The organism is Vogesella alkaliphila, from assembly GCF_014652475.1.
Lineage (GTDB): Bacteria > Pseudomonadota > Gammaproteobacteria > Burkholderiales > Chromobacteriaceae > Vogesella > Vogesella alkaliphila.
Genome location: NZ_BMYW01000002.1, coordinates 271,198 through 294,069 on the forward strand (window position 1 = coordinate 271,198; position 22,872 = coordinate 294,069).

The 22,872-nt window shown below is 67.4% G+C and carries 26 protein-coding genes; 12 read left to right on the forward strand and 14 right to left on the reverse strand.

Annotated elements, in window-relative coordinates:
- Positions 1 to 3 precede the first annotated feature (3 nt).
- Together IE100_RS04525 and IE100_RS04530 are read right to left on the reverse strand one after the other, a co-directional pair.
- Complete coding sequence (locus IE100_RS04525) at positions 4 to 1,941, reverse strand: MacB family efflux pump subunit (protein WP_189372933.1); 1,938 nt, start codon at positions 1,939 to 1,941, stop codon at positions 4 to 6.
- A gap of 1 nt (position 1,942) precedes the next feature.
- A complete protein-coding gene (locus IE100_RS04530; RefSeq protein ID WP_189372934.1) occupies positions 1,943 to 3,124 on the reverse strand; it encodes an efflux RND transporter periplasmic adaptor subunit in 1,182 nt (393 codons plus the stop codon).
- A 180-nt stretch (positions 3,125 to 3,304) separates the two neighbouring features.
- Here IE100_RS04530 and IE100_RS04535 point away from each other — a divergent pair, with 180 nt between their 5' ends.
- From IE100_RS04535 to IE100_RS04545, 3 genes are read left to right on the forward strand one after another with little or no spacing between them, the layout of a single operon-like run.
- The gene (locus IE100_RS04535; RefSeq protein ID WP_189372935.1) at positions 3,305 to 4,060 is read left to right on the forward strand and encodes a (Fe-S)-binding protein; all 756 of its coding nucleotides are present in this window, start codon (positions 3,305 to 3,307) and stop codon (positions 4,058 to 4,060) included.
- Positions 4,057 to 5,439, forward strand: a complete 1,383-nt coding sequence (locus tag IE100_RS04540) for a lactate utilization protein B (RefSeq protein WP_189372936.1) — start codon at positions 4,057 to 4,059, stop codon at positions 5,437 to 5,439. Before IE100_RS04535 ends, IE100_RS04540 begins: the two co-directional genes overlap by 4 nt.
- Positions 5,436 to 6,002 (forward strand): LutC/YkgG family protein, encoded by a 567-nt coding sequence (locus IE100_RS04545; protein WP_189372937.1) that lies wholly within the window; start codon positions 5,436 to 5,438, stop codon positions 6,000 to 6,002. Before IE100_RS04540 ends, IE100_RS04545 begins: the two co-directional genes overlap by 4 nt.
- Positions 6,003 to 6,107: 105 nt before the next feature.
- On the opposite strand, the gene IE100_RS04550 is transcribed toward IE100_RS04545, so the two are convergent.
- From IE100_RS04550 to IE100_RS04575, 6 genes are all read right to left on the reverse strand, one after another.
- The gene (locus IE100_RS04550) at positions 6,108 to 6,773 is read right to left on the reverse strand and encodes an aquaporin (RefSeq protein ID WP_189372938.1); all 666 of its coding nucleotides are present in this window, start codon (positions 6,771 to 6,773) and stop codon (positions 6,108 to 6,110) included.
- Positions 6,774 to 6,776: 3 nt separating this feature from the next.
- Positions 6,777 to 7,271: an arsenate reductase ArsC gene (locus tag IE100_RS04555; protein WP_189372939.1), complete on the reverse strand. Its 495-nt coding sequence runs from the start codon at positions 7,269 to 7,271 to the stop codon at positions 6,777 to 6,779.
- Entirely contained in the window at positions 7,264 to 7,842 is a 579-nt protein-coding gene (locus IE100_RS04560) for an ArsI/CadI family heavy metal resistance metalloenzyme (RefSeq protein WP_189372940.1), read from the reverse strand. The genes IE100_RS04555 and IE100_RS04560 overlap by 8 nt, the downstream gene beginning before the upstream one ends.
- A 15-nt stretch (positions 7,843 to 7,857) precedes the next feature.
- A complete protein-coding gene (locus IE100_RS04565; protein ID WP_189372941.1) occupies positions 7,858 to 8,166 on the reverse strand; it encodes an ArsR/SmtB family transcription factor in 309 nt (102 codons plus the stop codon).
- A gap of 69 nt (positions 8,167 to 8,235) precedes the next feature.
- Positions 8,236 to 8,709, reverse strand: a complete 474-nt coding sequence (locus tag IE100_RS04570; protein WP_229800221.1) for a GNAT family N-acetyltransferase — start codon at positions 8,707 to 8,709, stop codon at positions 8,236 to 8,238.
- Between the two features lie 24 nt (positions 8,710 to 8,733).
- Positions 8,734 to 9,657, reverse strand: a complete 924-nt coding sequence (locus IE100_RS04575) for a DMT family transporter (protein WP_189372942.1) — start codon at positions 9,655 to 9,657, stop codon at positions 8,734 to 8,736.
- A 47-nt stretch (positions 9,658 to 9,704) separates the two neighbouring features.
- Here IE100_RS04575 and dapC point away from each other — a divergent pair, with 47 nt between their 5' ends.
- From dapC to IE100_RS04615, 8 genes are all read left to right on the forward strand, one after another.
- Complete coding sequence (dapC, locus tag IE100_RS04580) at positions 9,705 to 10,895, forward strand: succinyldiaminopimelate transaminase (RefSeq protein ID WP_189372943.1); 1,191 nt, start codon at positions 9,705 to 9,707, stop codon at positions 10,893 to 10,895.
- Positions 10,896 to 10,978: 83 nt separating this feature from the next.
- Positions 10,979 to 11,800, forward strand: a complete 822-nt coding sequence (dapD, locus tag IE100_RS04585) for a 2,3,4,5-tetrahydropyridine-2,6-dicarboxylate N-succinyltransferase (protein ID WP_189372944.1) — start codon at positions 10,979 to 10,981, stop codon at positions 11,798 to 11,800.
- A 317-nt stretch (positions 11,801 to 12,117) separates the two neighbouring features.
- On the forward strand, positions 12,118 to 12,930 hold the full coding sequence (locus IE100_RS04590; protein ID WP_229800238.1) for an ABC transporter ATP-binding protein: 813 nt from the start codon (positions 12,118 to 12,120) through the stop codon (positions 12,928 to 12,930).
- Positions 12,930 to 13,715 (forward strand): lipid asymmetry maintenance ABC transporter permease subunit MlaE, encoded by a 786-nt coding sequence (gene mlaE / locus IE100_RS04595; RefSeq protein WP_189373112.1) that lies wholly within the window; start codon positions 12,930 to 12,932, stop codon positions 13,713 to 13,715. Before IE100_RS04590 ends, mlaE begins: the two co-directional genes overlap by 1 nt.
- A 12-nt stretch (positions 13,716 to 13,727) precedes the next feature.
- Positions 13,728 to 14,231: an outer membrane lipid asymmetry maintenance protein MlaD gene (gene mlaD, locus IE100_RS04600; protein WP_189372946.1), complete on the forward strand. Its 504-nt coding sequence runs from the start codon at positions 13,728 to 13,730 to the stop codon at positions 14,229 to 14,231.
- A 44-nt stretch (positions 14,232 to 14,275) separates the two neighbouring features.
- Entirely contained in the window at positions 14,276 to 14,884 is a 609-nt protein-coding gene (locus IE100_RS04605; RefSeq protein ID WP_189372947.1) for an MlaC/ttg2D family ABC transporter substrate-binding protein, read from the forward strand.
- Entirely contained in the window at positions 14,881 to 15,171 is a 291-nt protein-coding gene (locus IE100_RS04610) for an STAS domain-containing protein (protein ID WP_189372948.1), read from the forward strand. Before IE100_RS04605 ends, IE100_RS04610 begins: the two co-directional genes overlap by 4 nt.
- Positions 15,172 to 15,173: 2 nt before the next feature.
- On the forward strand, positions 15,174 to 15,962 hold the full coding sequence (locus IE100_RS04615; RefSeq protein ID WP_189372949.1) for an MlaA family lipoprotein: 789 nt from the start codon (positions 15,174 to 15,176) through the stop codon (positions 15,960 to 15,962).
- A gap of 100 nt (positions 15,963 to 16,062) precedes the next feature.
- Here IE100_RS04615 and IE100_RS04620 read toward each other — a convergent pair whose 3' ends face one another.
- Genes IE100_RS04620 through IE100_RS04630 form a run of 3 tightly spaced genes read right to left on the reverse strand, consistent with a single transcriptional unit; the run spans position 16,063 to position 18,180 of the window.
- On the reverse strand, positions 16,063 to 16,521 hold the full coding sequence (locus IE100_RS04620) for a flavodoxin family protein (protein WP_189372950.1): 459 nt from the start codon (positions 16,519 to 16,521) through the stop codon (positions 16,063 to 16,065).
- On the reverse strand, positions 16,518 to 17,405 hold the full coding sequence (locus IE100_RS04625) for a DUF1853 family protein (RefSeq protein WP_189372951.1): 888 nt from the start codon (positions 17,403 to 17,405) through the stop codon (positions 16,518 to 16,520). Before IE100_RS04625 ends, IE100_RS04620 begins: the two co-directional genes overlap by 4 nt.
- Before the next feature lies 1 nt (position 17,406).
- Complete coding sequence (locus tag IE100_RS04630) at positions 17,407 to 18,180, reverse strand: RNA methyltransferase (RefSeq protein ID WP_189372952.1); 774 nt, start codon at positions 18,178 to 18,180, stop codon at positions 17,407 to 17,409.
- 149 nt (positions 18,181 to 18,329) lie between these two features.
- On the opposite strand from IE100_RS04630, the gene IE100_RS04635 reads away from it, so the two are divergent.
- Positions 18,330 to 19,118, forward strand: coding sequence for an inositol monophosphatase family protein (locus tag IE100_RS04635; protein ID WP_189372953.1), 789 nt, complete (start codon positions 18,330 to 18,332; stop codon positions 19,116 to 19,118).
- Between the two features lie 87 nt (positions 19,119 to 19,205).
- Here the strand turns inward: IE100_RS04635 and IE100_RS04640 are convergent, their stop codons facing one another.
- The 3 genes from IE100_RS04640 to IE100_RS04650 all read right to left on the reverse strand — a co-directional run bounded on the left by IE100_RS04640 (position 19,206) and on the right by IE100_RS04650 (position 22,828).
- Positions 19,206 to 20,204, reverse strand: coding sequence for a proline racemase family protein (locus IE100_RS04640; RefSeq protein ID WP_189372954.1), 999 nt, complete (start codon positions 20,202 to 20,204; stop codon positions 19,206 to 19,208).
- 100 nt (positions 20,205 to 20,304) lie between these two features.
- On the reverse strand, positions 20,305 to 21,453 hold the full coding sequence (locus IE100_RS04645; RefSeq protein ID WP_189372955.1) for a branched-chain amino acid ABC transporter substrate-binding protein: 1,149 nt from the start codon (positions 21,451 to 21,453) through the stop codon (positions 20,305 to 20,307).
- Between the two features lie 130 nt (positions 21,454 to 21,583).
- Complete coding sequence (locus IE100_RS04650; RefSeq protein ID WP_189372956.1) at positions 21,584 to 22,828, reverse strand: NAD(P)/FAD-dependent oxidoreductase; 1,245 nt, start codon at positions 22,826 to 22,828, stop codon at positions 21,584 to 21,586.
- Positions 22,829 to 22,872: the final 44 nt, after the last annotated feature.

Below are 22,872 nucleotides of genomic sequence, written 5' to 3' on the forward strand. Positions count from 1 at the left end.
TGATTATTCCGCGGCCAGCGCCAGCACCGGGTCCAGCTGCGCCGCCTTGCGCGCCGGCAGGTAGCCGAACACGCAGCCGGTGGCAAACGCGCAGCCGAAGGCCAGCAGCGGCGGCAGCCATGAAAACGCCACCGACACCCCGCCCAGGCGCAGGCCCCACACCAGCGCCAGCCCCAGCACGATGCCGATCACGCCGCCGAGGCCGCACACCAGCACCGCCTCGACATTGAACTGCAGCAGGATCGCCTGCATCCGCGCGCCGGTGGCCATGCGCAGCCCGATCTCGCGGGTGCGCTCGGTCACCGACACCAGCATGATGTTCATCACCCCGATGCCGCCGACCAGCAGCGACACCGCCGCCACCGAGCCCAGCAGCAGCGTCAGCGTGTTCTGCGTCGAGGTGATCATCTCCACCAGCGACGCGGTGTTGCGCAGCTGGAAGTCCTCGCTGCCGTGACGGGCGCGCAGCAGCTGCTGCAGCATGGTTTCGGTGGCGCCGCTGACGCCGATGTCGGCGATCTTCACCGTGATCGAATTGACGTACTGGCCGCCGAACAGCCGCGACTGCGCGGTGGACAGCGGCACGAAGGCGACGTCGTCCTGGTCCTGGCCGAAGGTATTGGCGCCCTTGCTGCTCATCACCCCCACCACCTCGAACGGGATGCTGGACACCATCACGTACCGGCCGACCGGATCCTGCCCGCCCGGGAACAGGCTGTCGGCCACGGTCTGCCCCAGCACGATCACCGCCGCCTGCGCCCGCTCTTCCGCGTCGCCGAAGAAGGCGCCGCGGCCGACCGTCCAGTCCTTGACGCGGCCGTAGCTCGGCCACACCCCCTGCACCTGCTGCGTCTGGTAGTCGCGGTTGCCGACGCGCAGGGTGGCGCTGCCGCTGCGCATCGGCACCACGCCGTCGATATTGGGCAGCCCCTGCATCGCGTGCGCGTCGTCGGCGGTGAGGGTGGCGATCTCGCCCGTCGGGCGGATGCCGGCGGCGCCGGGGCGCACCAAGAGCAGGTTGGTGCCCATCGCCGAGATGCGCTGCAGCACGTCGGCCTTGCTGCCGTCGCCGATCGCCAGCATGGTCACCACCGCGGCGACGCCGATGATCACCCCCAGCAGCGTCAGCGCAGTGCGGAACAGCTTGGCGCGCAGGCTGCCCAGCGCCATGTGCAGCGTCTCCAGCCACGGCACCGCCCCGGCCGGCCGCAGCGGGGCCGGCGTTGCGGCTACGGTTGCGGCCAACGTTGGCCGCAACACCGCGCCGCTGTCGGACTCGATGCGGCCGTCGCGCAGGCGCACGATGCGCCCGGCGTGGCGGGCGATGTCCAGATCATGGGTGATCAGCACGATGGTGCGCCCCTCGCGGTGCAGCTGCTGCAGCAGCGCCAGCACCTGCTCGCCGCTGTGGCTGTCCAGCGCGCCGGTCGGCTCGTCGGCGAGGATCACCGGCGCGTCGTTGACCAGTGCGCGCGCGATCGACACCCGCTGCTGCTGGCCGCCGGACAATTGCCCCGGCTTGTGCGTCAGCCGCGCGCCCAGTCCCAGCCGCGTCAGCAGCGCCCGCGCCTTCTGGCGGCGCTGGCGGCGGCCGACGCCGGCGTAGATCGCCGGCAGCGCCACGTTGTCCTCGGCGCTCGCCGTCGCCAGCAGGTTGTAGCGCTGGAACACGAAGCCGAAGCTGTCGCGGCGCAGCGTCGCCAGCGCGTCGCCGTCCAGCGTCGCCACGTCCCGGCCGTTGACCAGGTAGCGGCCGTGGCTGGGGCGGTCGAGGCAGCCGAGGATGTTCATCAGCGTCGACTTGCCGCAGCCGGACGGCCCCAGCAGCGCGACGAACTCGCCCTCGGCGATGTCCAGCGTGATGCCGGCCAGCGCCGATACCGTGTCGTCGCCGTCGGGGTAGTCCTTGCCCAGTTGCTGCAGGCTTAACAGTGCGCCCATGTCAGCCTCCCGGTGGCGGCGGCAGGCTGCCGCCCTTGCTGCTGTCGCTGGTCTGCTGCGCCAGTATCAACTGTTCGCCGGCGCGCAGGCCGCTGCGGATCGCCGCCTGGCTGCGGGTGGCCAGCGCCACCTCCACCTCGCGCGTTTCCGGCTGGCCGTCGCGGTTCAGCACCTGCGCGCGGTAGCGCTTGCCGTCCGTCGCCAGCGGCTGCAGCGCGGAGAGCGGCACCACCGGCAGGCCGCTGACGTGGGCGAGGCGAAAAAACACCTGCGCCGTCATGTCTATCATCAGCTTGTGGCCGGGATTGGCGACGTCCAGCAGCACGGTGTACAGCACCACGTCGTTGCTGGTGGTCGGGGTCGGCCTGATCTGGCGGATCGTGGTGGCGTGGCGGGTCTGGCTGTCGCCCAGGGTGGTGAAATAGGCGGCCATGCCGGGGCGCAGCAGCGGGATGTCGGCCTCGGCCACCTCCGCCTCCACCGTCATGGTGTCCAGCCGCGCCACGCGCAGCAGCGTCGGCGCCGACTGGCTGGCGTTGATGGTCTGCCCCTGCTGCACCGTCTGCGACACCACGGTGCCGTCGATCGGCGCGTAGAGGCGGGTGTAGCCAAGGTTGGCCGCATCTCCCTTCAGCGTCGCCTGCGCCTTGGCCAGCTGCGCCTGCAGCGAGCGCTCGCCGGCGCGGGCCTGGTCGAAGCCGGCCTGCGCCTGTTCCAGCGTCTCGGCGGTGGTCGCGTCCACCCTGGCCAGCGCCGTCTGCCGCGCCAGCAACTGGCGCGCACGCTCGGTCGCGACCTGCTGCTGTTCCAGCTGCGCCTGCAGGTCGGCGACCGCGGCCTGGTCGGCGGCGACCTTGGTCTGGTACACCTCGGGATCGATCTGCGCCAGCAGCTGGCCTTTCTTCACCTGCTCGCCGATGGCGACGTAGACGCGGCTGAGCTGGCCGGACACCTGGGCGCCGACATCGACATAGTCGCGCGGCGCCAGCGCGCCCTGCGCGGTCACGGTCTGCTCCAGCTCGCCGAGGCGAACCTCTTGCGTCAGCCATTTCGTGTTCGCCGCCGGTTGCGGCCACAGCGTGCAGGCGGCCAGTACCGCCGCCGCGAGCAGCAGCAGGCCGAGGCCGCGCCGGCGCCAGCGGCGCGCCGGCTTTGCTGCCGGATTTGCTGAGTGTTGCGTCATGACATCCTCCAGTACGGACGCCCATTTCAGCGCGGCAAGTTGTCGCCATCATCACCGCAATGTATCAGGCTGCTGACAATTGGCGGCGCAAGGGTAATTCCGCATTGGCAGCGGTGCCGGCACGGGCTTTAATCCAGAACGAGCCTGCCCGGGCATTGCGCTGGAGACCCCGCTTACGCCATGAACGTCGCCCTTTTCATTCCCTGTTTCGTCAACGAGCTGTATCCGCACGTGGCGATGGCCACCGCCGAGCTGCTGGAAGGCTACGGCCTGAACGTTGACTATCCGCTGGCGCAGTCCTGTTGCGGCCAACCTCTGAGCAACAACGGCGACAGCCAGGGCGCCTGCGACGCCGCGCGACGCTTCACCGGCGTGTTCAAGGACTACGACTACATCGTGTCGCCGTCCGGCAGCTGCACCTCGCACGTCAAGCACCACTACGGCTGGTACATCGCCGACGACGCCGACTACCAGGCCATGCAGCCGCGCGTGTACGAGATCGTGGAATTCCTGCAGGACGTGCTGAAGGTGGACAGGCTGCCCAAGCCGGTGTACTTCCCGCACCCGGTGTCCATCCACCAGAGCTGCCACGGCCTGCGCGAGCTGGGCCACGCCGCGCCGTCGGAGCTGATGATCCCCTACCACTCGCGGCTGGAGCGCATCCTGCAGCTGGTGGACGGCGTGGACGTGCGCCTGCCGGAGCGCCGCGACGAGTGCTGCGGCTTTGGCGGCACCTTCAGCGTGGACGAGCCGGAAGTGTCGGTGGCGATGGGCGAAGACCGCGTCGCGCAGCACGAGGCCACCGGCGCCGAGTTCATCGTCGGCGCCGACCCGTCCTGCCTGATGCACATGGGCGGCATCATCCGCCACAAGTGCCGTCCGATCCGCCCGCTGCACATCGTCGAGATCCTCACCGGACGCGGGGGCGCGGCATGAAGCACGACAACATCAACCACGCCAAAGCGGCGGCCGACTTCCTGCAGGACCGCGAACAGGCGCGCTGGCACGACTCCGCCATCTGGTGGGTGCGGCAGAAGCGCGACATGCAGGCCAAGCAGCTGCCGGAGTGGGAACAGCTGCGCGCACTGGCGCAGCAGATCAAGGCGCACACGCTGTCGCGGCTGGACGAATACCTGGAACAGTTCCAGCGCAACGCCGAGCAGAATGGCGTCACCGTGCACTGGGCGGCCGACGCCGAAGAACACAACCGCATCGTGCACGGCATCCTGGCTGCGGCCAACGTTAAGAAGCTGGTGAAGTCGAAGTCGATGCTGACCGAGGAGTGCGGGCTGAACCCGTTTCTGGAACAGCATGGCATCGAGGTGATCGATACCGATCTGGGCGAGCGCATCGTGCAGCTGCGCCACGAACCGCCGAGCCACATCGTGATGCCGGCGATCCACCTGAAAAAGGAACAGATCTCCGAGCTGTTTCACAAGGAGCTGGGCACCGAGGCCGGCAACAACGACCCGACCTACCTCACCCACGCCGCGCGCGCCAACCTGCGCGAGCACTTTCTCAGCGCCGGCGCCGGCCTCACCGGCGTCAACTTCGCCATCGCCGAAACCGGCGGCGTGGTGGTGTGCACCAACGAGGGCAACGCCGATCTGGGCACCGCGCTGCCGGCTATCCACATCGCCAGCATGGGGCTGGAGAAGATCATCCCCAAGCAGGCGCACCTGGGCGTATTCACCCGCCTGTTGGCGCGCTCGGCCATCGGCTCGCCGATCACCACCTACACCTCGCACTTCCAGCAGGCGCGCCCGGGCGGGCAGATGCACATCGTGATTGTCGACAACGGCCGCAGCGACATCCTCGGCAGCGACGACTTCTACCAGAGCCTGCGCTGCATCCGCTGCGGCGCCTGCATGAACACCTGCCCGGTATACCGCCGCAGCACCGGCCACAGCTACAGCTACATCATTCCGGGGCCGATCGGCTCCACGCTGGGCCCCAGCCGCGACATCAGGAAACACGGCAGCATGGCCTTCGCCTGCACCACCTGCGGCTCGTGCAGCAACGTGTGCCCGGTGAAGATCAACCTGCACGAGCAGCTGGTGCTGCAGCGCAAGCGCGCCTTCGACGCCGGCGCGCTGAAGCCGGCGAAGAAGATGGGGCTGCTGGCGATGCGCTTCCTGACCCAGCACCCCAGCCTGATGGACGCCGGCGGCAAGCTGATGCGCAAGGTGGTACCCATCGTGCCGCAGGCACTGACGCAGCACAGCGCGTGGAGCCGGCCGGGGCGCGAGCTGCCGCCGATGCCGGCGCAGAGCTTCAAGGAAATGTGGCAGGCCAGAAAGGAAAACAAGCAATGAGCAGCCGCGAAACCATCCTCGCCCGCCTGCGGCAGAACCGCCCGCAAGGCCCGGCGCTGCCGGACATCGACGCGGTGCCCTTCATCACCTTTGCCGACAAGTTCGACGCCTTTCGCACGCTGGTGCGCAACCTCGGCGGCGACGCGGTACAGCTGCAGCCGGGCGAAACGGTGCAGGACATCGTGGCGCAACGTTGGCCGCAACACGGCCGCGTGGCCGATGTCACCGCCGCCAACCCGGAACGGGTGACCGCGCCGCACGACTGGCACGACGTGGACATCGCCATCGTGCCCGGCGAGCTGGCGGTGGCGGAAAGCGCCGCGGTGTGGGTCAGCCACGCCGGCAACAGCCAGCGCGCGCTGTACTTCCTGACCCAGAAACTGGTGCTGGTGGTGCCGAAAGACGCCATCGTCGACACCATGCGCGACGCCTACGCCCGCGTCAGTATCCGCGAGCACGGCTTCGGCGGCTTCATCAGCGGCAGCTCGCGCACCGCCGACATCGAACAGAGCCTGGTGATGGGCGCGCACGGCGCGATGGCGGCGCTGGTGATCTTCGTCTGAATACTGCGTTGTTGCTTCTCTTGATACGGCCTGCGGGCCGTTTTTTTTTTTGGATGCAAAAAGGGCCGCAGCACGCTGCGGCCCAAAACCGATCAATCAGCAGGATCAGGCGCCGGCCGCGTCCTTGTCCGCGCCGAACAGCCAGCCGCCCAGCGCGCCACCGATGGCCGCCCCTGCCAGCTGCGCCAGCACAAAGCCGCCGACATCGGCCGGCGCGATGCCGGCAAAGGTATCGGTCAGGCTGCGCGCCAGCGTCACCGCCGGGTTGGCGAACGAGGTCGAGGCGGTAAACCAGTACGCCGCCACGATGTACAGCGCCACCAGCAACGCCACCTTGTCGCGGGCGTGACGCACGCCGCCAAGGATGGTCAGCAGCAGGCCGGCGGTCGCGGTGACCTCGGCCAGCCATTGCGGCCAGCCGCTGCGCACGTGCTGCGACGCCTGCAGCAGGGGCAGGCCGAACATCGCGTGCGCCAGCAGCACGCCGGCGACGGCGCCGGCCACTTGCGCCGCCAGATACGGCAGCAGGCGCGGCCACGGCAGCTCGCCGCGCGCCGCCATCACCAGGCTGACCGCCGGATTGAAGTGCGCGCCCGACAGCGGCGCGAACAGCGTGATCAGCACCAGCAGGCCGGCGCCGGTGGCCAGCGCATTGGCCAGCAGCGCGACCGCGTCGTTTCCTGCGGCCAACGTCTGCCCCATGATGCCGGAGCCGACCACCACCGCCAGCAGCAGCGCACTGCCGATGGCTTCTGCAACCAGTGCCCGCATCGTTTATGCCTTCCCGATGGCGGCCAGCTCGGCCTTCAGTTCGTCCTCGCCCATGACGGCGATGTCCAGCGCCACGAAGCGGCTGACGCGGCGATGGATGATCTGGTACGCCGTCGCGAACGCCGCCATCGCCTCGTCGTCGTTGCTGCCGACGCCGGCCGGATCCTCCAGCCCCCAGTGCGCGCGCAGCGGCGTGCCCGGCCACAGCGGGCAGGTCTCGCCGGCGGCGCTGCCGCAGACGGTGAACACGAAGTCCATCTGCGGCGCATCCGGTGCGCCGAACTCGTCCCAGCTCTTGCTGCGGTAGCCGCTGCTGTCGATGCCGTGCTTTTCCAGGGTCTTCAGCGCGTAGGGGTTGACCTTGCCGGCAGGCTGGCTGCCGGCGCTGTAGCCCCTGAAGCGGCCCTGGCCGAGGTGATTGATCAGCGCTTCGCCGAGTATGCTGCGCGCCGAGTTGCCGGTGCACAGGATCAGTACGTTGTAGACCTTGTCAGTCACGGGACTTCCTTTCCTTGGAAACGATGGCTTCGATGTTCTTGCGCGCGATCAGCTGGACCTTCTGCGGGGCCGGCGCGCAGCAGCTGCCGCTATCCGCGCTGCTGGCGGCCGGGGTGCAGCAGGCGTCGGCGGCCGCCAGCGCGGCCGGTGCCGGGGCACAGCAGCTGTCCGGGTTGGCCGCCACCGCCTGCGGCGCGTCGTTATAGGTCGGCGCGCTGTCCAGCGTGTGGTAGGTCTCCCACGCGATGCCGGACGGGTCCTGCACCCAGTGCTTGTCCGATCTGGCGTAGCAGCAGGTGGTGCCCGCTTCCGTCAGCGCCGCCATGCCGGCGGCGTCGATGCGCTGCTTCAGCTCGGCCAGCTCGTCGCCGTTCTCGGCCTGGATGCCCAGGTGATCCAGCCCGGCCGGGGCGCCGCGCTGGCTGATCGCGAAGTTGACGCGCGGGTCGTCCAGCATCCACTTGGCGTAGTCGTGTTTCAGTACCGTCGGCTCGGCGCCGAACAGCGCGTTGTAGAAGCGGACGCTGGTGGCCAGCTCGTCCACCGACACGTGGATATGCAGACGTTTCATGGCAATTCTCCTGTTTCAGCAGCCGCAGCCGTCGGCACTGGAGGCGCGGCAGCAGTTTTCGGTCATGAACGCCAGCAGCGCGTTCATGCTGGCGAAGTTGGCGGCGTAGATCACGAAGCGGCCGTCCTGGCGCCCCTCGATCAGCGCCGCGTTGGACAGCTCTTTCAGGTGGAAGGACAGCGTGGCCGGCGCGCAGCCCAGCGCTTCGGCCAGCTCGCCGGCGGCGCGACCGGCGGGGCCGGCCTCCACCAGCTGGCGGAACACCGCGAGGCGGGTCTCCTGCGCCAGCGCGGCCAGCATCCTGACGGCGGATTTCGTTTCCATATTTTTACAATCGTTGAAATATTGAAGCGATTTTGCCTGCACTCAACACCTGCCGTCAAGACGATCCGGCTAGGCCAGCGGCTTATGCATCACCAGGATATCCACCAGGCCAAGCTCACGATGGCGGTAAGCCAGCGGCACGCGGCCAACAATCGCAAAACCCAGCTTCTGCCACAGCGCTACCGCCACCTCGTTGCAGGCCACCACACTGTTGAACTGCATGGCCAGAAAACCGGCCTCGCGCGCTTGCCGCTGCGAGTGCTCGCACATGGCCGCGGCAATGCCGCGCCCGCGCGCTGCCGGCGCCACCATATAGCCGCAGTTGGCCACATGGCCGCCGGGTCCTGCCGCATTGGCTTTCAGGAAATAGCTGCCCAACAGCTCGCCGTCTTCTTCTGCCACCCAGGTCTGCAGCGGCAGTTCGCCCCACAGCTGCCAGCCCTGCTTCGGCGTCATGTCTGGCGCATAGGCATAGCTGTCCTGCGCCGCGATCACCCCCTGAAACACCGGCCAGAAACGCCGAAAGTCTCCCTCTGTCATCATCCGCAACCGCATATCGCCTCCTGATCAATGCTCGGTGATCACGGCCAGCTTGGCAGCGGTAGCCGGCTTTTTCTGCACGATATGCCCGGACAGCAGGCTGGCGCTGGCGATCAGCGTGCCGCCTATCCACTCCTGCAGCTGCATGCGCTCGCCGGCGAGCAGATAGGCGGAGATGGCGGCGAACAGCAGCTCCATCAGCATCAGCGTCATCACCTGCGTCGCCGGCAGGATGGACAGGCCGTGCATGGAGATGATGCTGGTCGCCAGCAGCGTGACGCCCAGCACCAGCACGATCAGCAACACCTCGCCGTGCAGCAGCCCCAGTTCAGCACCCAGCTGGCCGCGCCACAGCAGCGAGGCCAGGCCGCAGGCGGCCACGCCCAGCCACACCATCGCCGACTTCAGCGCCACCGGCAGCGCGTGCGCCCTCTTGGACAGCACATTGCCCAGCGCGAAGCTGATGCCGCCGGACAGCGCCAGCCAGTCGGCGCGGCTGGAGAAGAAGTCGCCGGCAAACAGCCCCGGCCGGTACAGGATCACCATCATGCCGCCCAGCGACATGGCGATCACCAGCCAGCCGATGCGGCTCAGGCGCTCGTGCAGCAGCAGCCAGGAAAACAGCGCGCTCCACAGCGGCGACAGGTAGAACAGCAGCAGCACGCGCATCACCTGCCCTTCCGACACCGCCCAGGTGTAGCTGAAGTTGCACCAGCCATAGAGCAGGGCCAGCGGCAGCAGGATGAACTCGAAACGCGCCTCGCGGCGGAACACCTCGCGGAACAGCACCACGCCCAGCGCGGCGGCGACCAAGTACACCGTCAGCGAGGTGGCGGCGGTGGAAAAGCCGGCCTCGTGCAGCGCGCGAAACGGGAACCACATCAGCCCCCACACCAGTGCCGTGGTCAGTGCGCACGTCACCGCCAGCAGCTTTTGTTTTGCCAGATTCATAGTCTTTTCTTACACTTGTCGTTTTGTTGCATTGCAAGGAAGCGGCGTTGAATCCCCACCTCGAACTGTTGCAGCCCTACCCGTTCCAGCGTTTGCGCGGCCTGCTGGCCGGCGTGACGCCCCCCGTCGACCTGCCGCACATCAACCTGTCGATCGGCGAGCCGAAACACCCGACGCCGGAGGTGGTGAAGCAGGCGCTCGTCGCCAACCTCGACGGCCTGGCCGCCTACCCGGCGACCCTGGGCAGCGACGCGCTGCGCACCACCTGCGCCGGCTGGCTGCAGCGCCGCTACGGCGTCGCGGTGGACGCCGCCCGCGAAGTGCTGCCGGTGTGCGGCAGCCGCGAGGCGCTGTTTTCCTTCGTGCAGGCGGTGATCGATCCGCGCGGAGAACAGAAGCCGGTGCTGATCTCGCCCAACCCGTTCTACCAGATCTACGAAGGCGCCGCGCTGCTGGCCGGCGCCGAGCCCTACTACGTCAACTGCCTGGCCGCCAACCGCTACCAGCCGGACTGGGCGGCGGTGCCGGAGGCCGTCTGGCAGCGCACGCAGGTCGTCGTAGTATGCAGTCCGGGCAACCCGACCGGGGCGGTAATGTCGCTTGCCGACTGGAACACACTGTTCTCGCTGTCCGACCGTTACGGCTTCATCATCGCCAGCGACGAGTGCTACTCCGAGATCCACTTCGGCACCCCGCCGCTGGGCGGGCTGCAGGCGGCGCAACAGCTCGGCCGCAGCTTCGAGCGGCTGGTGATGTTCACCAGCCTGTCCAAGCGCTCCAACGCCCCCGGCCTGCGCTCCGGCTTCGTCGCCGGCGATGCCAAAGTGCTGGAAAAATTCCTTCTGTATCGTACCTATCATGGCAGCGCGATGAGCGTCACCATCCAGCAGGCCAGCATCGCCGCCTGGAACGACGAAGAGCATGTTGCGGCCAACCGTGACGCGTATACTGCCAAATTCGACGCCGTTACCCCGCGCCTGTCGCGAGTGCTGGACGTCACGCGGCCGGACGCCGGCTTCTACCTGTGGGCGGCGGTGCCCGGCGGTGACGATGCCCGCTTCGCCCGCGAGCTGTTCGCGCAGCAGCACATCACCGTGCTGCCCGGCAGCTTCCTCGCCCGCGACGCGCACGGCGTCAACCCCGGCGCCGGCCGTGTGCGCCTGGCGCTGGTGGCGCCGCTGGCGGAATGCGTCGCCGCCGCCGCGCGCATCGAACAGTTTTTGCAGCACTACCGCTAAAAGCAATCACACAACCGAACAACCAAACCAGCAGAAGACCCATCATGTCTGTAGAAATCCACCTTGCCAAAGGACTGAGCCAAATGCACCCGATTCAAGCCCTCATCGAAGAAGCTTTTGAAAAACGCGCCGAGATCACTCCGGCCACCGTCTCCGTCGAGCTGAAGTCGGCGATCGAACAGGTCATCAACGAGCTGGATGCCGGCACCCTGCGCGTCGCCGAGAAGAACGGTAGCGACTGGGTGGTCAACCAGTGGGTGAAGAAGGCCGTGCTGCTGTCCTTCCGCATCCGCGACAACGAAGTGCTGGACGACGGCGTGTCGCGCTACTTCGACAAGGTCGACACCAAGTTCCACGACTGGAACCAGCAGCGCTTCGCCGACGCCGGCTTCCGCGTGGTACCGGGCGCCGTGGCGCGCAAGGGCAGCTTCATCGCCAAGAACACCGTGCTGATGCCGTCCTACGTGAACATCGGCGCCTACGTCGACGAAGGCACCATGGTCGACACCTGGGCCACCGTCGGCAGCTGCGCGCAGATCGGCAAGAACGTGCACCTGTCCGGCGGCGTCGGCATCGGCGGCGTGCTGGAGCCGCTGCAGGCCAACCCGACCATCATCGAGGACAACTGCTTCATCGGCGCGCGCTCCGAAGTGGTGGAAGGTGTGATCGTCGGCGAAGGCTCGGTGATCTCGATGGGCGTGTACATCGGCCAGTCGACCAAGATCTACGACCGCGAAACCGGCGAAGTCAGCTACGGTCGCATCCCGCCGGGCTCGGTGGTGGTGTCCGGCAACCTGCCATCGAAAGACGGCAGCCACAGCCTGTACTGCGCGGTGATCGTGAAGAAAGTCGACGCGCAGACCCGCAGCAAGACCAGCATCAACGAACTACTGCGCGGCGTGTAAGAGAGCGTATTCACGATCTCGCGAGCTAGAGCGAGACAAGGCGAAAACGGCTGAGGAAGCGGAATTTACAAGTAGTAAATGAGCATTCCGAAGCCGTTTTCAACGCCGTATCGCCCCACTGAGATCAAGCCGCAGCAGATCGTGCGCAGGCTCTAAGCCGGCGCCGGTGCCACACTGTGCACCGCCCTGCCACAATTGCACCCGTCATGGCGCCGCCTTTTTGCGCCATGCAGCATAGGCAGGTAGAATAAGGAACAAAGCGGAGGGGATCGTGAATACGATCCCCTTACCTGTTCCCCCCAAGGACTCGCCACCACATCGTGCAAAACGACAGTTTCATCGAATTCAAACACGTCAGCTTCGGCTATGGCGACCGTCTCATCCTGCAGGACATCTCGCTGAAAATCGGCCGTGGCCAGCTGGTCGCCATCATGGGCGGCAGCGGCAGCGGCAAGACCACGCTCCTGCGGCTGATCTCCGGCCAGATCCGCGCCCAGCAGGGCCAGGTGCTGGTCGACGGCCGCGACGTTGGCCGCATGAACCAGCGCGAGCTGTACCAGCACCGCCGCCGCATGGGCATGCTGTTCCAGTTCGGCGCGCTGTTCACCGACCTGCCGGTATTCGACAACGTCGCCTTCCCGATCCGCGAGCACACCTCGCTGAGCCCGGCCATGGTGCGCGACCTGGTGCTGATGAAGCTGCACGCCGTCGGCCTGCGCGGCACCGAGTCGCTGATGCCGGCCGAGCTGTCCGGCGGCATGTCGCGCCGCATCGCGCTGGCGCGCGCCATCGCGCTCGACCCGCAGATCATGCTCTACGACGAACCGTTCACCGGCCTGGACCCGATCTCGCTGGCCACCATCGCGCTCTTGATCAAGAAGCTGAGCGACGCGCTGGGCACCTCGGCGGTGATGGTCACCCACGACGTGCACAAGTCGCTGGAAATCGTCGACTACGTCTACTTCATCGCCGGCGGCAAGATCGCCGCCGCCGGGACCCCGGACGAGGTACGCGCCTCCGATTCGCCGTGGGTACACCAGTTCATCCACGGCGAGGCCGACGGCCCGGTGCACTTCGCCTACCCGGCGCAGCAGAGTCTGGCCGGCAGCTTCGGTCTGGAGGGCGCATGATGCTGGACAACCTGCTCGCCCCGCTGCGCCACCTCGGCCACAGCAGCATCAACGCCATCTGGAAGCTGGGCATGATGAGCCGCTTCCTGCTGGCCATCCTCGCCCACTCCGGGCAAAGCCTGCTGCGCTTCCAGCTCACCATCCGCGAGGTGTACTTTGCCGGCGTGCTGTCGCTGATCATCATCGTGGTGTCCGGCCTGTTCGTCGGCATGGTGCTGGGGCTGCAGGGCTACAACACGCTGTCGCGCTTCGGTTCCGCCGACGCGCTGGGCGCGCTGGTGGCGCTGTCGCTGCTGCGCGAACTGGGCCCGGTGCTGGCCGCATTGCTGTTCGCCAGCCGCTCCGGCAGCGCGATGACTGCCGAGATCGGCCTGATGAAGGCCACCGAGCAGCTGGAAGCGATGAGCGTGATGGCGGTCGATCCGGTCGCCCGCGTGGTGGCGCCGCGCTTCTGGGCCGGCGTGATCTCGATGCCCATCCTCGCCGCGCTGTTCAACGTGATGGGCATCTTCGGCGGCTACCTGGTCGGCGTGGTGATGATCGGCCTGGACGAAGGCACCTTCTGGTCGCAGATGCAGAACAACGTGGACCTGCACTCCGACGTGATCAACGGCCTGATCAAGAGCCTGTTCTTCGGCATCGCGGTGACGCTGATCGCGGTGTTCGAAGGCTTTGACGCCACCCCGACCGCCGCCGGCGTGTCTTCCGCCACCACCCGTACCGTGGTGACCTCGGCCCTGGTTATCCTGGCGCTGGACTTTGTCCTGACCGCCTTCATGTTTTAGGAATACGTCATCATGAAACGCTCCATCATTGATTTGTGGGTCGGCATCTTCGTCGCCATCGGTCTCGCCTCGGTGACCTTCCTCGCGCTGAAAGTGGCCAACCTGACGCCGCAAGGCGACAACAACAGCTACACCCTGATCGCCGAATTCGACAATATCGGCGGCCTGAAGGTGAAGGCGCCGGTGAAGTCGTCCGGCGTGGTGGTCGGCCGCGTCAGCAATATCGAGCTGGACACCCAGCGCTACGTCGCCCGCGCCACGCTGACCCTGAACGACCAGTACCACTTCAGCCGCGACACCAGTGCCGAAATCCTCACCGCCGGCCTGCTCGGCGAACAGTACGTCGGCCTGGTACAGGGCGGCGAGGAAGAAAACCTGAAGCCCGGCGACCGCGTGCAGCTGACCTCGTCGGCACTGGTGCTGGAACAGCTGATCGGCAAGTTCATGACCAGTTTTGCCGAAGGCAACAACAAAGCCGCCGCGGCCGATGCCGCTGCAGCGGAAACTGCCCCCTGAAAAAACCCTCCAAGACCTTGTTACCCGAGATACGGAAAACCATCATGAAAAAGCTGTTTGCCTGTTTTGCCCTGCTGTTCGGCCTGAGCAGCGTGGCCCACGCCGCCGATACCCCGGTGGACCTGGTACGTGACACCTCGCGCCAGGCGCTGGAAATGCTGAGCAAGGACAATGGCAAGAACAGTGCCAAGGTCCGCGAGCAGCTGATCAGCATGGTGACGCCGAAGTTCGACTTCCAGCGCATGACCGCGCTGGCGGTGGGCAAGGACTGGCGCGCCGCCACCCCGGCCCAGAAACAGCAACTGGCCAAGGAATTCGAGACCCTGCTGGTCGGCACCTACTCCGCCACCATGACCCGCTTCAAGAACGCACAGATCGAGATCAAGCCGAACGCGCTGCTCAACAACGAAGGCCGCGAGGCGGTGGTGAAGTCGGAAGTGACGCTGCCGGGCTCGGCCGAGAAGAAGCCGATCAACGTCGACTACACCCTGTACAAGACGCCACAGGGCTGGAAGGTATTCAACGTCACCGTTGAAGGCGGCAGCCTGGTCACCATCTACCGCAACCAGTTCGGCGAACAGGTGCGCAAGAGCGGCATCGACGGCCTGATCAAGTCGCTGCAGGACAAGAACAGCGGCGCCAAGGCGACATGAAACTGACCGAAACCCAGAGCGGCGTGGTGCGCCTGGACGGCGCGCTGACCATGGACAGCGTCGCCGACACCCAGTTGCAGCTGGACAGGATGCTGGTCAACGGTGCCATGACGCTGGATTTCGGCGGCGTCAGCCACTGCGACTCCGCGGCACTGGCCTTGCTGTTGGCATTGCGCCGGCGCAAGGACGCGCGCAACATCAAGCTGAGCCACATCCCGGCCAGCCTGTACGGCCTCGCCCGGCTCTACGAACTGACCCCGCTGCTGGAACTGCCCCCGGAAAACTGATCATGAAACGTCTGCTTGTCGTCGGCGGCTGCCTGTTGCTGGCCGCCTGTGCCAGTACCCCCAGCCATCCGCAGGACCCGCTGGAGCCGCTGAACCGCGCCGTTTACCGCTTCAACGACGCCGCGGACAAGGCGGTGCTGAAACCGGTGGCGCAGGCCTACCAGAAGGTGACGCCGCAGCCGGTGCGCACCGGGGTCGGCAACTTCTTCGACAACCTGCGCGACGTGTACAGCGCCGCCAATCACACCCTGCAGGGCAAGGCGGAGCTGGCGCTCACCGACGTGCTGCGCGTGTCGTTCAACAGCACCTTCGGCCTGTTCGGCCTGATCGACATCGCCACGCCGATGGGGCTGAAGAGCAGCAAGGCGACGCTGGGCGACACCTTCGCCCACTACGGCTGGCAGGACAGCAGCTACCTGGTGCTGCCGCTGCTGGGGCCGTCCACCGTGCGCGACGGCAGCGGCATGCTGATCAGCAACTCGCTGGAGCCGGCCACCGGCGTGTTCCAGACCCACACCCAGGCCACCGCGGCGCGGGTGCTGAATGCGGTCAACACCCGCGAAAAGCTGCTGGGGCTGGAAGAAGTGGTCGACGGCGCGGCGCTGGACAACTACAGCTACGTGCGTGACGGTTTCCTGCAGATGCGCGCCCACCAGCTGGGCCTGCCGCAGGGCAAGCAGCAACAGGAAGAAGACCTGAACATCGACGATCTGGTCGACGACGCGGACGCCAGCGCCCCGGTGACGAACGACGCCAGCGCCCCAGAGGCAAAAGACGCCAGCGCGCCCTGAGCCGGCAACCTGCTACGAACCAAGCCACCCCTGTGGTGGCTTTTTCTTTGCCTCGGCCTGGCGGTCGTGCGGCTAGCGGCGCCAGGGTTGGCCGCAACGCTCAGTACATGCCGATCGACAGCCCCGCCGCCAGCGTGGCGCCCAGTTCCTCCGCCGCTGCCAGATCCGCCGCCGTCGCCTCGCCGCGCACGATCAGCGGCGGCAGCACCTGCTGCAACGGATAGCCGCGCGCGATGCGCTCCACCGCCTGCACCGCGCCGCGGCCGTCGTTGCCGGCCGACACCAGCAACGCGTAGGGCAGGCCGTCGACCCGCCCCTGCGCCGGATAAAAGGTGCGGTCGAAAAAATCCTTCAGCGCGCCGGCCATGTAGCCGAAGTTTTCCGGCGTCGCCAGCAGCAAGGCGTCGGCCTGCAGCAGGTCGTCGATGCCGGCCTGCAGCGCCGGCAGCTGGCGCAGGCTGACCTCCTCCGCCAGCTGGGCGATGCCGCGCGCGGCGGCGTCCGCCAGCTGCAGGGTGTGGCCGCTCTGGCTGGCGTACACCAGCAGCAGCGTCTTCATGCTCTCTCCAGCCGGGCCAGCAACGGAGCCAGCAGCGCCGGCTGCGGCCAGCCCTGCGGCGTGACAAAGCCGCGCGCCACTTCCTGCCAGCGGCCGTCGCCGCGCGGCTGCAGCTCCGCCACCAGCTGCGGCGCGGCAAACTGCCGGCTGGCGCCTTGCAGCTCGGCCAACGACAACGTGTCGTCGGCATCGAGCAAGGCCGGCGCCAGCCAGCGCAGGCGCGGCAGCTGGCACCAGCGGCTGCCCACCGCCTGCTGCGGCCAGACCTCATCGCACGCGATCCACCAGCCGCGATTGGCCAGCGGGTTCAGCGGTGCGGCCAAGCTTGTCGCCAGTGCCGCGGGCGGCGAGAACAGCCAGCCGCTGGTGCGCGCCGCCGCCTCGCAGCCGGCGAAACTGTCCGGCAGGCAGGCCGCCGGATGGCGCGACAGCTGCAGCTGCTGCCGCGTCTTGCCGGCCTTCAGCCGCAGCGCGTCGCGCAGGCTGGCGCCGACCCAGGCGCCGTCCTCCAGTTGCAGGTAGAACTTGCTGGCCGCCTCCAGGTGCAGCGGCGCACCGTCGACGCGCAGCAGGAAGTCGAACTCGCCGACGGTCTTGCCGCCGTCGCGCACCGCCAGGTTGGCCGCCACCAGCTCGATGTGCGGCGCGAGGCCGAACCAGAACGCCAGCAGCCGCTCGGCGTAGAAACCCAGCCGCCGCGCCGGGTGCGCGGCCAGATAGGCCAGCAAGGGCTGCGGCGCCGCGTCCAGCGCCAGCAATTGCGGCCAACCTTGCGCGCCCAGCAGCCGCGCCGGGTCGATGTCGGCGGCATCCTGCCACGGCGACGGCGACGTCAGCAGCCAGGCCAGGTCGCGCACCGCCGGCGTGTGCAGCGCCGCAAGCATCTCAGTCTTCGCGTTTCTTGCGCGGCGGCAGCGTGCCGTCGGCAAAGCGCTGCGCCTGCTTGAAGAAGCCGCGCAGGATGTCGATCTCCTCGCGCTGCAGCGCGGCGCGGTGGAACAGCGTGCGCATGCGGCGCAGCAGGCGCTCGCTGTTGCGGTGCTCCAGATAGCCGACGTCGGCCATCGCCGCTTCCAGGTGGCCGCAGAAGCTGTCGACCTCGCCCAGCGTCGCGGTGCGGTCTTCCGGCTTCAGGTAGTCGACGTTGACGCCGCTGTGGCTGAACAGCTCGTAGGTCATCACCTGCACCGCCATCGCCAGGTTCAGCGAGAAGTAGTCCGGGTTGCCCGGTACCGTCACCAGCCGGTTGCACTGCTCCACCTCGTCGATGGACAGGCCGAAGGTCTCGTTGCCGAACACCAGCGCCACCTGCTCGCCGTCGCGCGCCCGCGCCATCAGCTCCGGCGCCGTTTCGCGCGGCGTGGACAGCGGCGTGGACAGCTCGCGGCGGCGGCTGGTCAGCGCGCAGGCGACGCTGACATCGGCCAGCGCCTCGGCCAGGCTGGACACCACGGTGGCGTTTTCCACCACGTCCACCGCGCCGGAGGCCAGCACATTGGCCTCCTCGTGCGGGAAGGCCTTAGGCTCGACCAGGTACAGCCGGGTCAGGCCCATGGTTTTCATCGCCCGCGCCGCCGAGCCGATATTGCCCGGATGGCTGGGACGCGCCAGCACGACGCGAATGTTCTTCAAAAAATCAGGTACTTGGGGTTTATTCATTGGCTACTTTTGCGTAGAATCGCGGTTTATTCAAAAACTCCGCACCGCGCGGGGTTTTTTTGTTCCTTAACATCGACCAGTGATATGGCAGCCGCGCCGTGGCGACCCCGCCCGCGCGCCTGCCCAGATGATTCATTCAGAGGCTATCCATGCATCCAATTCTCACCATCGCCATCAAAGCAGCACGCCGTGCGGGCAACATCATCCAGCGAGCATCGCTGAACATGGAATCCGTGCGTGTCGAAAACAAGAAGCACAACGACTTTGTTTCCGACGTAGACCGTGCCGCCGAACAGGCGATCATCGATGTGATCATGGAGGCCTATCCGAAGCACGCGATTCTAGCAGAAGAGTCCGGCGCCAAAGGCATCGGCGAGTCCGAATACGAATGGATCATCGACCCACTGGACGGTACCACCAACTTCCTGCACGGCCACCCGCAGTACTGCATCTCCATCGCGATGGCGCATCGCGGCCAGATCCAGCAGGCGGTGGTCTACGACCCGAACCGTAACGAACTGTACTCCGCCAGCCGCGGCGTCGGCTCGTTCATGAACGACCGCCGCATCCGCGTCTCCAAGCGCATCAACATGAACGAATGCCTGATCGCCACCGGCTTCCCGGTGGTGGACCAGAGCATGCTGGACACCCATCTGGACATCCTGAAGGACGTGCTGAAGAAGACCGCCGGCGCACGCCGCGAAGGCTCGGCCGCGCTGGACCTGTGCAACGTCGCCATCGGCCGCGTTGACGGTTTCTTCGAGTTCAACCTCAAGCCGTGGGACATCGCCGCCGGCAGCCTGATCGTGCAAGAGGCAGGCGGCATCGTCACCGACATGCACGGCGAGCAGACCTGGCTGGAAAGCGGCGACATCGTGGCCGCGCCGCCGAAGGTGCTGGGCCAGCTGCTGCCCATCATCGGCAAGCACGTCAAGTAATCCCCGTTGCGGCCAACCCTGGCCGCAACAGACAAACACCCCCGCGCCTCACGGCCGGGGGTGTTTTGCCTTGTGGCGCCGCCCCGCCTAGCGCAGCAGAAACCCCCGCCCAATCTCGTCGTCCGCCTCCAGCGTCCAGCTGGCTTTGCCGCTGTAGTGGGCGCGACCGGACACGCGCACCGTTACCGCGTCGTGGCCGGGCAGGCTGGCCGGGCCGTTCACGCTGGCGGTGAAACGCGCGCCGGTGAGGCTCTCGAACTGGCAGCTTTCTCCCGCTGCCACCAGGCCGCGGGCGTGGCGCAGCGCCATGCGGGTGGTGACGCCGGAGCCGGTGGGGCTGCGGTCCACTTCGGCGTCGGCGAACACGCACACGTTGCGGCTGGGGCCGTCGGCGGCGCGCTCAAAGCCGTCGGTGAGGATGCTGCCGTACAGAAAGCCCAGGTCCTCGGCCTCGGGGTGGCGCACGCGGATGCTGTGGCGCACCGCCTCGCTCAGCGTGGTGGCGGCGTCCACCAGGTCGCGCAGGCGGCCATCCAGCGATACGCCCAGCCGGGCTGCCGGGGCGACGGCGTAGAAGGCGCCGCCGTAGCCGATGTCGACGCGGATGCGGCCAACCCCAGGCACGTGCAGCTCGTGATCCAGCGCGAAGGCGAAGGCCGGCACGCTGTCGAAGCTCACGCGGCCGTCTTCCGCCAGCCAGGCGGTCACCAGCCCGCACGGGCATTCGATGCCTACCCGCGTCAACGGCGCGGTGCGCGCCACCAGGCCCTGATCCACCGCGTAGCGCGCCAGCGCGATCACCGCGTGGCCGCACATGGTGCTGTAGCCCTCGTTGTGGATGAACAGCACCGCGAGGTCCGCGCCGGGCAGGCTGGGGCTTACCAGTACCGCGCCGTACATGTCGTCGTGGCCGCGCGGCTCGAACATCAATAATTTGCGCACGCCGTCCAGCCGCTCGCGCATGTCGCGGCGCTTGGCCAGGATGTCGGCGCCGTGGATGTCGTCATACAGGCCGGGGATGATGCGCACCGGCTCGCCGCCGGTGTGCATGTCGACGGTGTCGAAGCTGCGGGTCTGCCAGTTCATGCTGCTGCTCCATCAAGAAAACGGCCGGCTGCTGCCGGCCGCAAATGCAACGATCAAGTGACCTCGGCGCCTACTGCGCTGACTTCGTTTACTGCACCGTTTACTGCACCACGGATTTCACCTTCCAGTCATTGCCTTCCACCGCGGAAATGGTCACCGGTGCGTTTTTCAGGTTGCCGTTGGCGTCGAAGCTGAAATCGGCGGTCACGCCCTTGTAGCCGGTCTTGGCGATCAGCGGCAGGAACTTGGCCGGCTCGGTGGAGTTGGCGCGCTTCATGGCGTCGGCCACGATCATCACGCCGTCGTAGAACTGCGGCCCAAGCAGCACCACGTCCTGCTTGAAGCGAGCCTTGTAGCGGGTTTCGAAGTCCTTGCCGGCCGGGCGGGCGCCCAGTTCGCCGCCCGGTACCGCCGAGAAGTGACCGGCGGAGTCGCTGCCGGCCAGCTTGATGAAGGTCGGGGTGCTCAGCATGTCGCCGCCCATCAGCTTGGCGTTGATGCCGAGGCGCTTCATCTGGCGTGCCATCGGCGCGGCCTGCGCATCGGCGCCGCCGTAGAACACCACGTCCGGATTCTGCGCCTTCAGCGCGGTGAGGATGGCGGTGAAGTCGGTGGCCTTGTCGTTGGTGTACTCACGCTTGATCGGCTTCTTGCCCAGGCCCTGCAGCGACTTGATGAATTCGTCGGCAATGCCCTGGCCGTAGGCGGAGCGGTCATCGATGACCGCGATGCGCTGCGCCTTGAGCTGCATCACCGCGTAGCGGCCCAGCGAGCCGCCCACCTGGCTGTCGCTGCCTACCAGGCGGAAGGTGGTCTTGTAGCCGGCGGCGGTGTAGGCGGGGTTGGTGGAGACCGACAGTTGCGGAATGCCGGCATCGGAGTAGATGCGCGAGGCGGGGATGGACACGCCGGAGTTGAAGTGGCCGATCACCGCTTTCACGCCGGCGTCCACCAGCCGCTGCGCCACCTGGGTGCCGACGCGCGGGTCGGCCTGGTCGTCCTCGGACACCAGTTCGAACTTCACCTTCTGGCCACCGATGGTGATCGGCTTGGCGTTCAGGTCGTCGATTGCCAGTCGGGTGGCGTTCTCGTTGTCCTTGCCGTAGTGCGCCTGCGGGCCGGACAGCGGCGAGGCAAAGCCGAGTTTCACCACGGTATCGGCCTGTGCCGCGCTGATGGCGAACGGGGCCATCATGCCGCCCAGGGCCAGAACCAGGTGCAGCGTACGCGGTGCGATGGAAGCTTTCATGCTGTTTCTCCTTTGTGTTCACTACTGGAAGGTTGGCCGCAGGGCGGCTGTTTGTTGCCTAAGAGCTGTGTTGCGGTCTTGTTGCCGCGTGCGGGTAAAACCCCCGGTACGACATGCACCGGGAAATGCTTCAAAAACGGTTCGGCCGATAGGCGGCGGTATCCATGCTGGGCGCCAGCGCGCAAATCTGCTCGGTCAACAGCGCGCCGGTGGTGGCCGCCAGCGTCAGGCCCAGGTGGCCGTGGCCGGTGGCGAAATACAGGCCGGCGGTATCCGGCGCCGGGCCGATCACCGGCACGGTGTCCGGCAGCGACGGGCGGTTGCCCATCCATACCGTCATGTCGCGGGTGTCGAAGTCGCCGACGATGCGCCGAGCCCGCTCCACCAGGATGTGGGCGCGCTGCCAGTTCGGCGCCGCGTCGCGGTGGGCCAGCTCCACGGTGCCGGCCAGGCGCAGGCCGCCGTTCGCCATCGGCAGGATCACGAAGCTTTCGCTGGCGCACTGGATGAAGTGATGCAGCGCCACGCCGGCATGCGGCAGGGTGACGTGGTAGCCGCGCTCGCTTTCCAGCGGCATGCGGCAGCGGTGCTGCCGGCTGAAGCGGTCGCTCCACACGCCGCAGGCAATCACCACGCAGTCGGCTGCCAGCCGGCCGCTGTGCTCGGTGTCCACGCCGACGATGCGGCCAGCCTCGCTGGCGGTGGCCAGCACCTCGTCCTGGATGAAGCTGCCACCCTCGCGGATGAAGGCATCGAACAGGCCGCAGCTGAAGGTGTACGGGTCGTCCACGTGCGACCACTGCGGTACTTCCACTGCCACCTGCCATTCGTCGGCGATCTGCGGCGCTGCTGCGGCCAGCTGGGCGCGGTCGAGCTTGCGCCACGCCACACCGTGGGCGCGCTTGCTGTGCCAGGCGGCTTCGGCGGCGCGGAATTCCGCTTCGCTGCGGTACAGGGTGAGGTTGCCGTGGCGGCGCCACATGGGCTCCAGCCCGGCACGTTCGATCAGCGGCGCGTAGTCGGCATTTACCCGTGACAGCAGCGCGTTCAGCTGCGTGGTCAGCTCGGCCACCTTGCTCGGGCGGCTGGCCGCCAGGAAGCGCAGCAGCCACGGCGTGAGGCTGGGCAGGTAGCGCCAGCGCAGTGCCAGCGGCCCCAGCGGGTCGAACATCCAGCCCGGTACCTTGCGCAGCACGCCCGGCTCGGCCAGCGGAATGATGTCGCTTACCGCAAAGGCGCCGGCATTGCCGTAGCTGGTTTCCATCGCCGGTTCGCCGCGGTCCAGCAGGGTGACGCGGCAGCCAGCCAGCCGTAGCTGCAACGCGGTGGCGATGCCCACCACGCCGGCGCCGACCACGATGACGTGTTTGCTCATGGGAACCTCGCAAAGCCGTCGCGAGCGGGCCGAGTGCAAGGCGC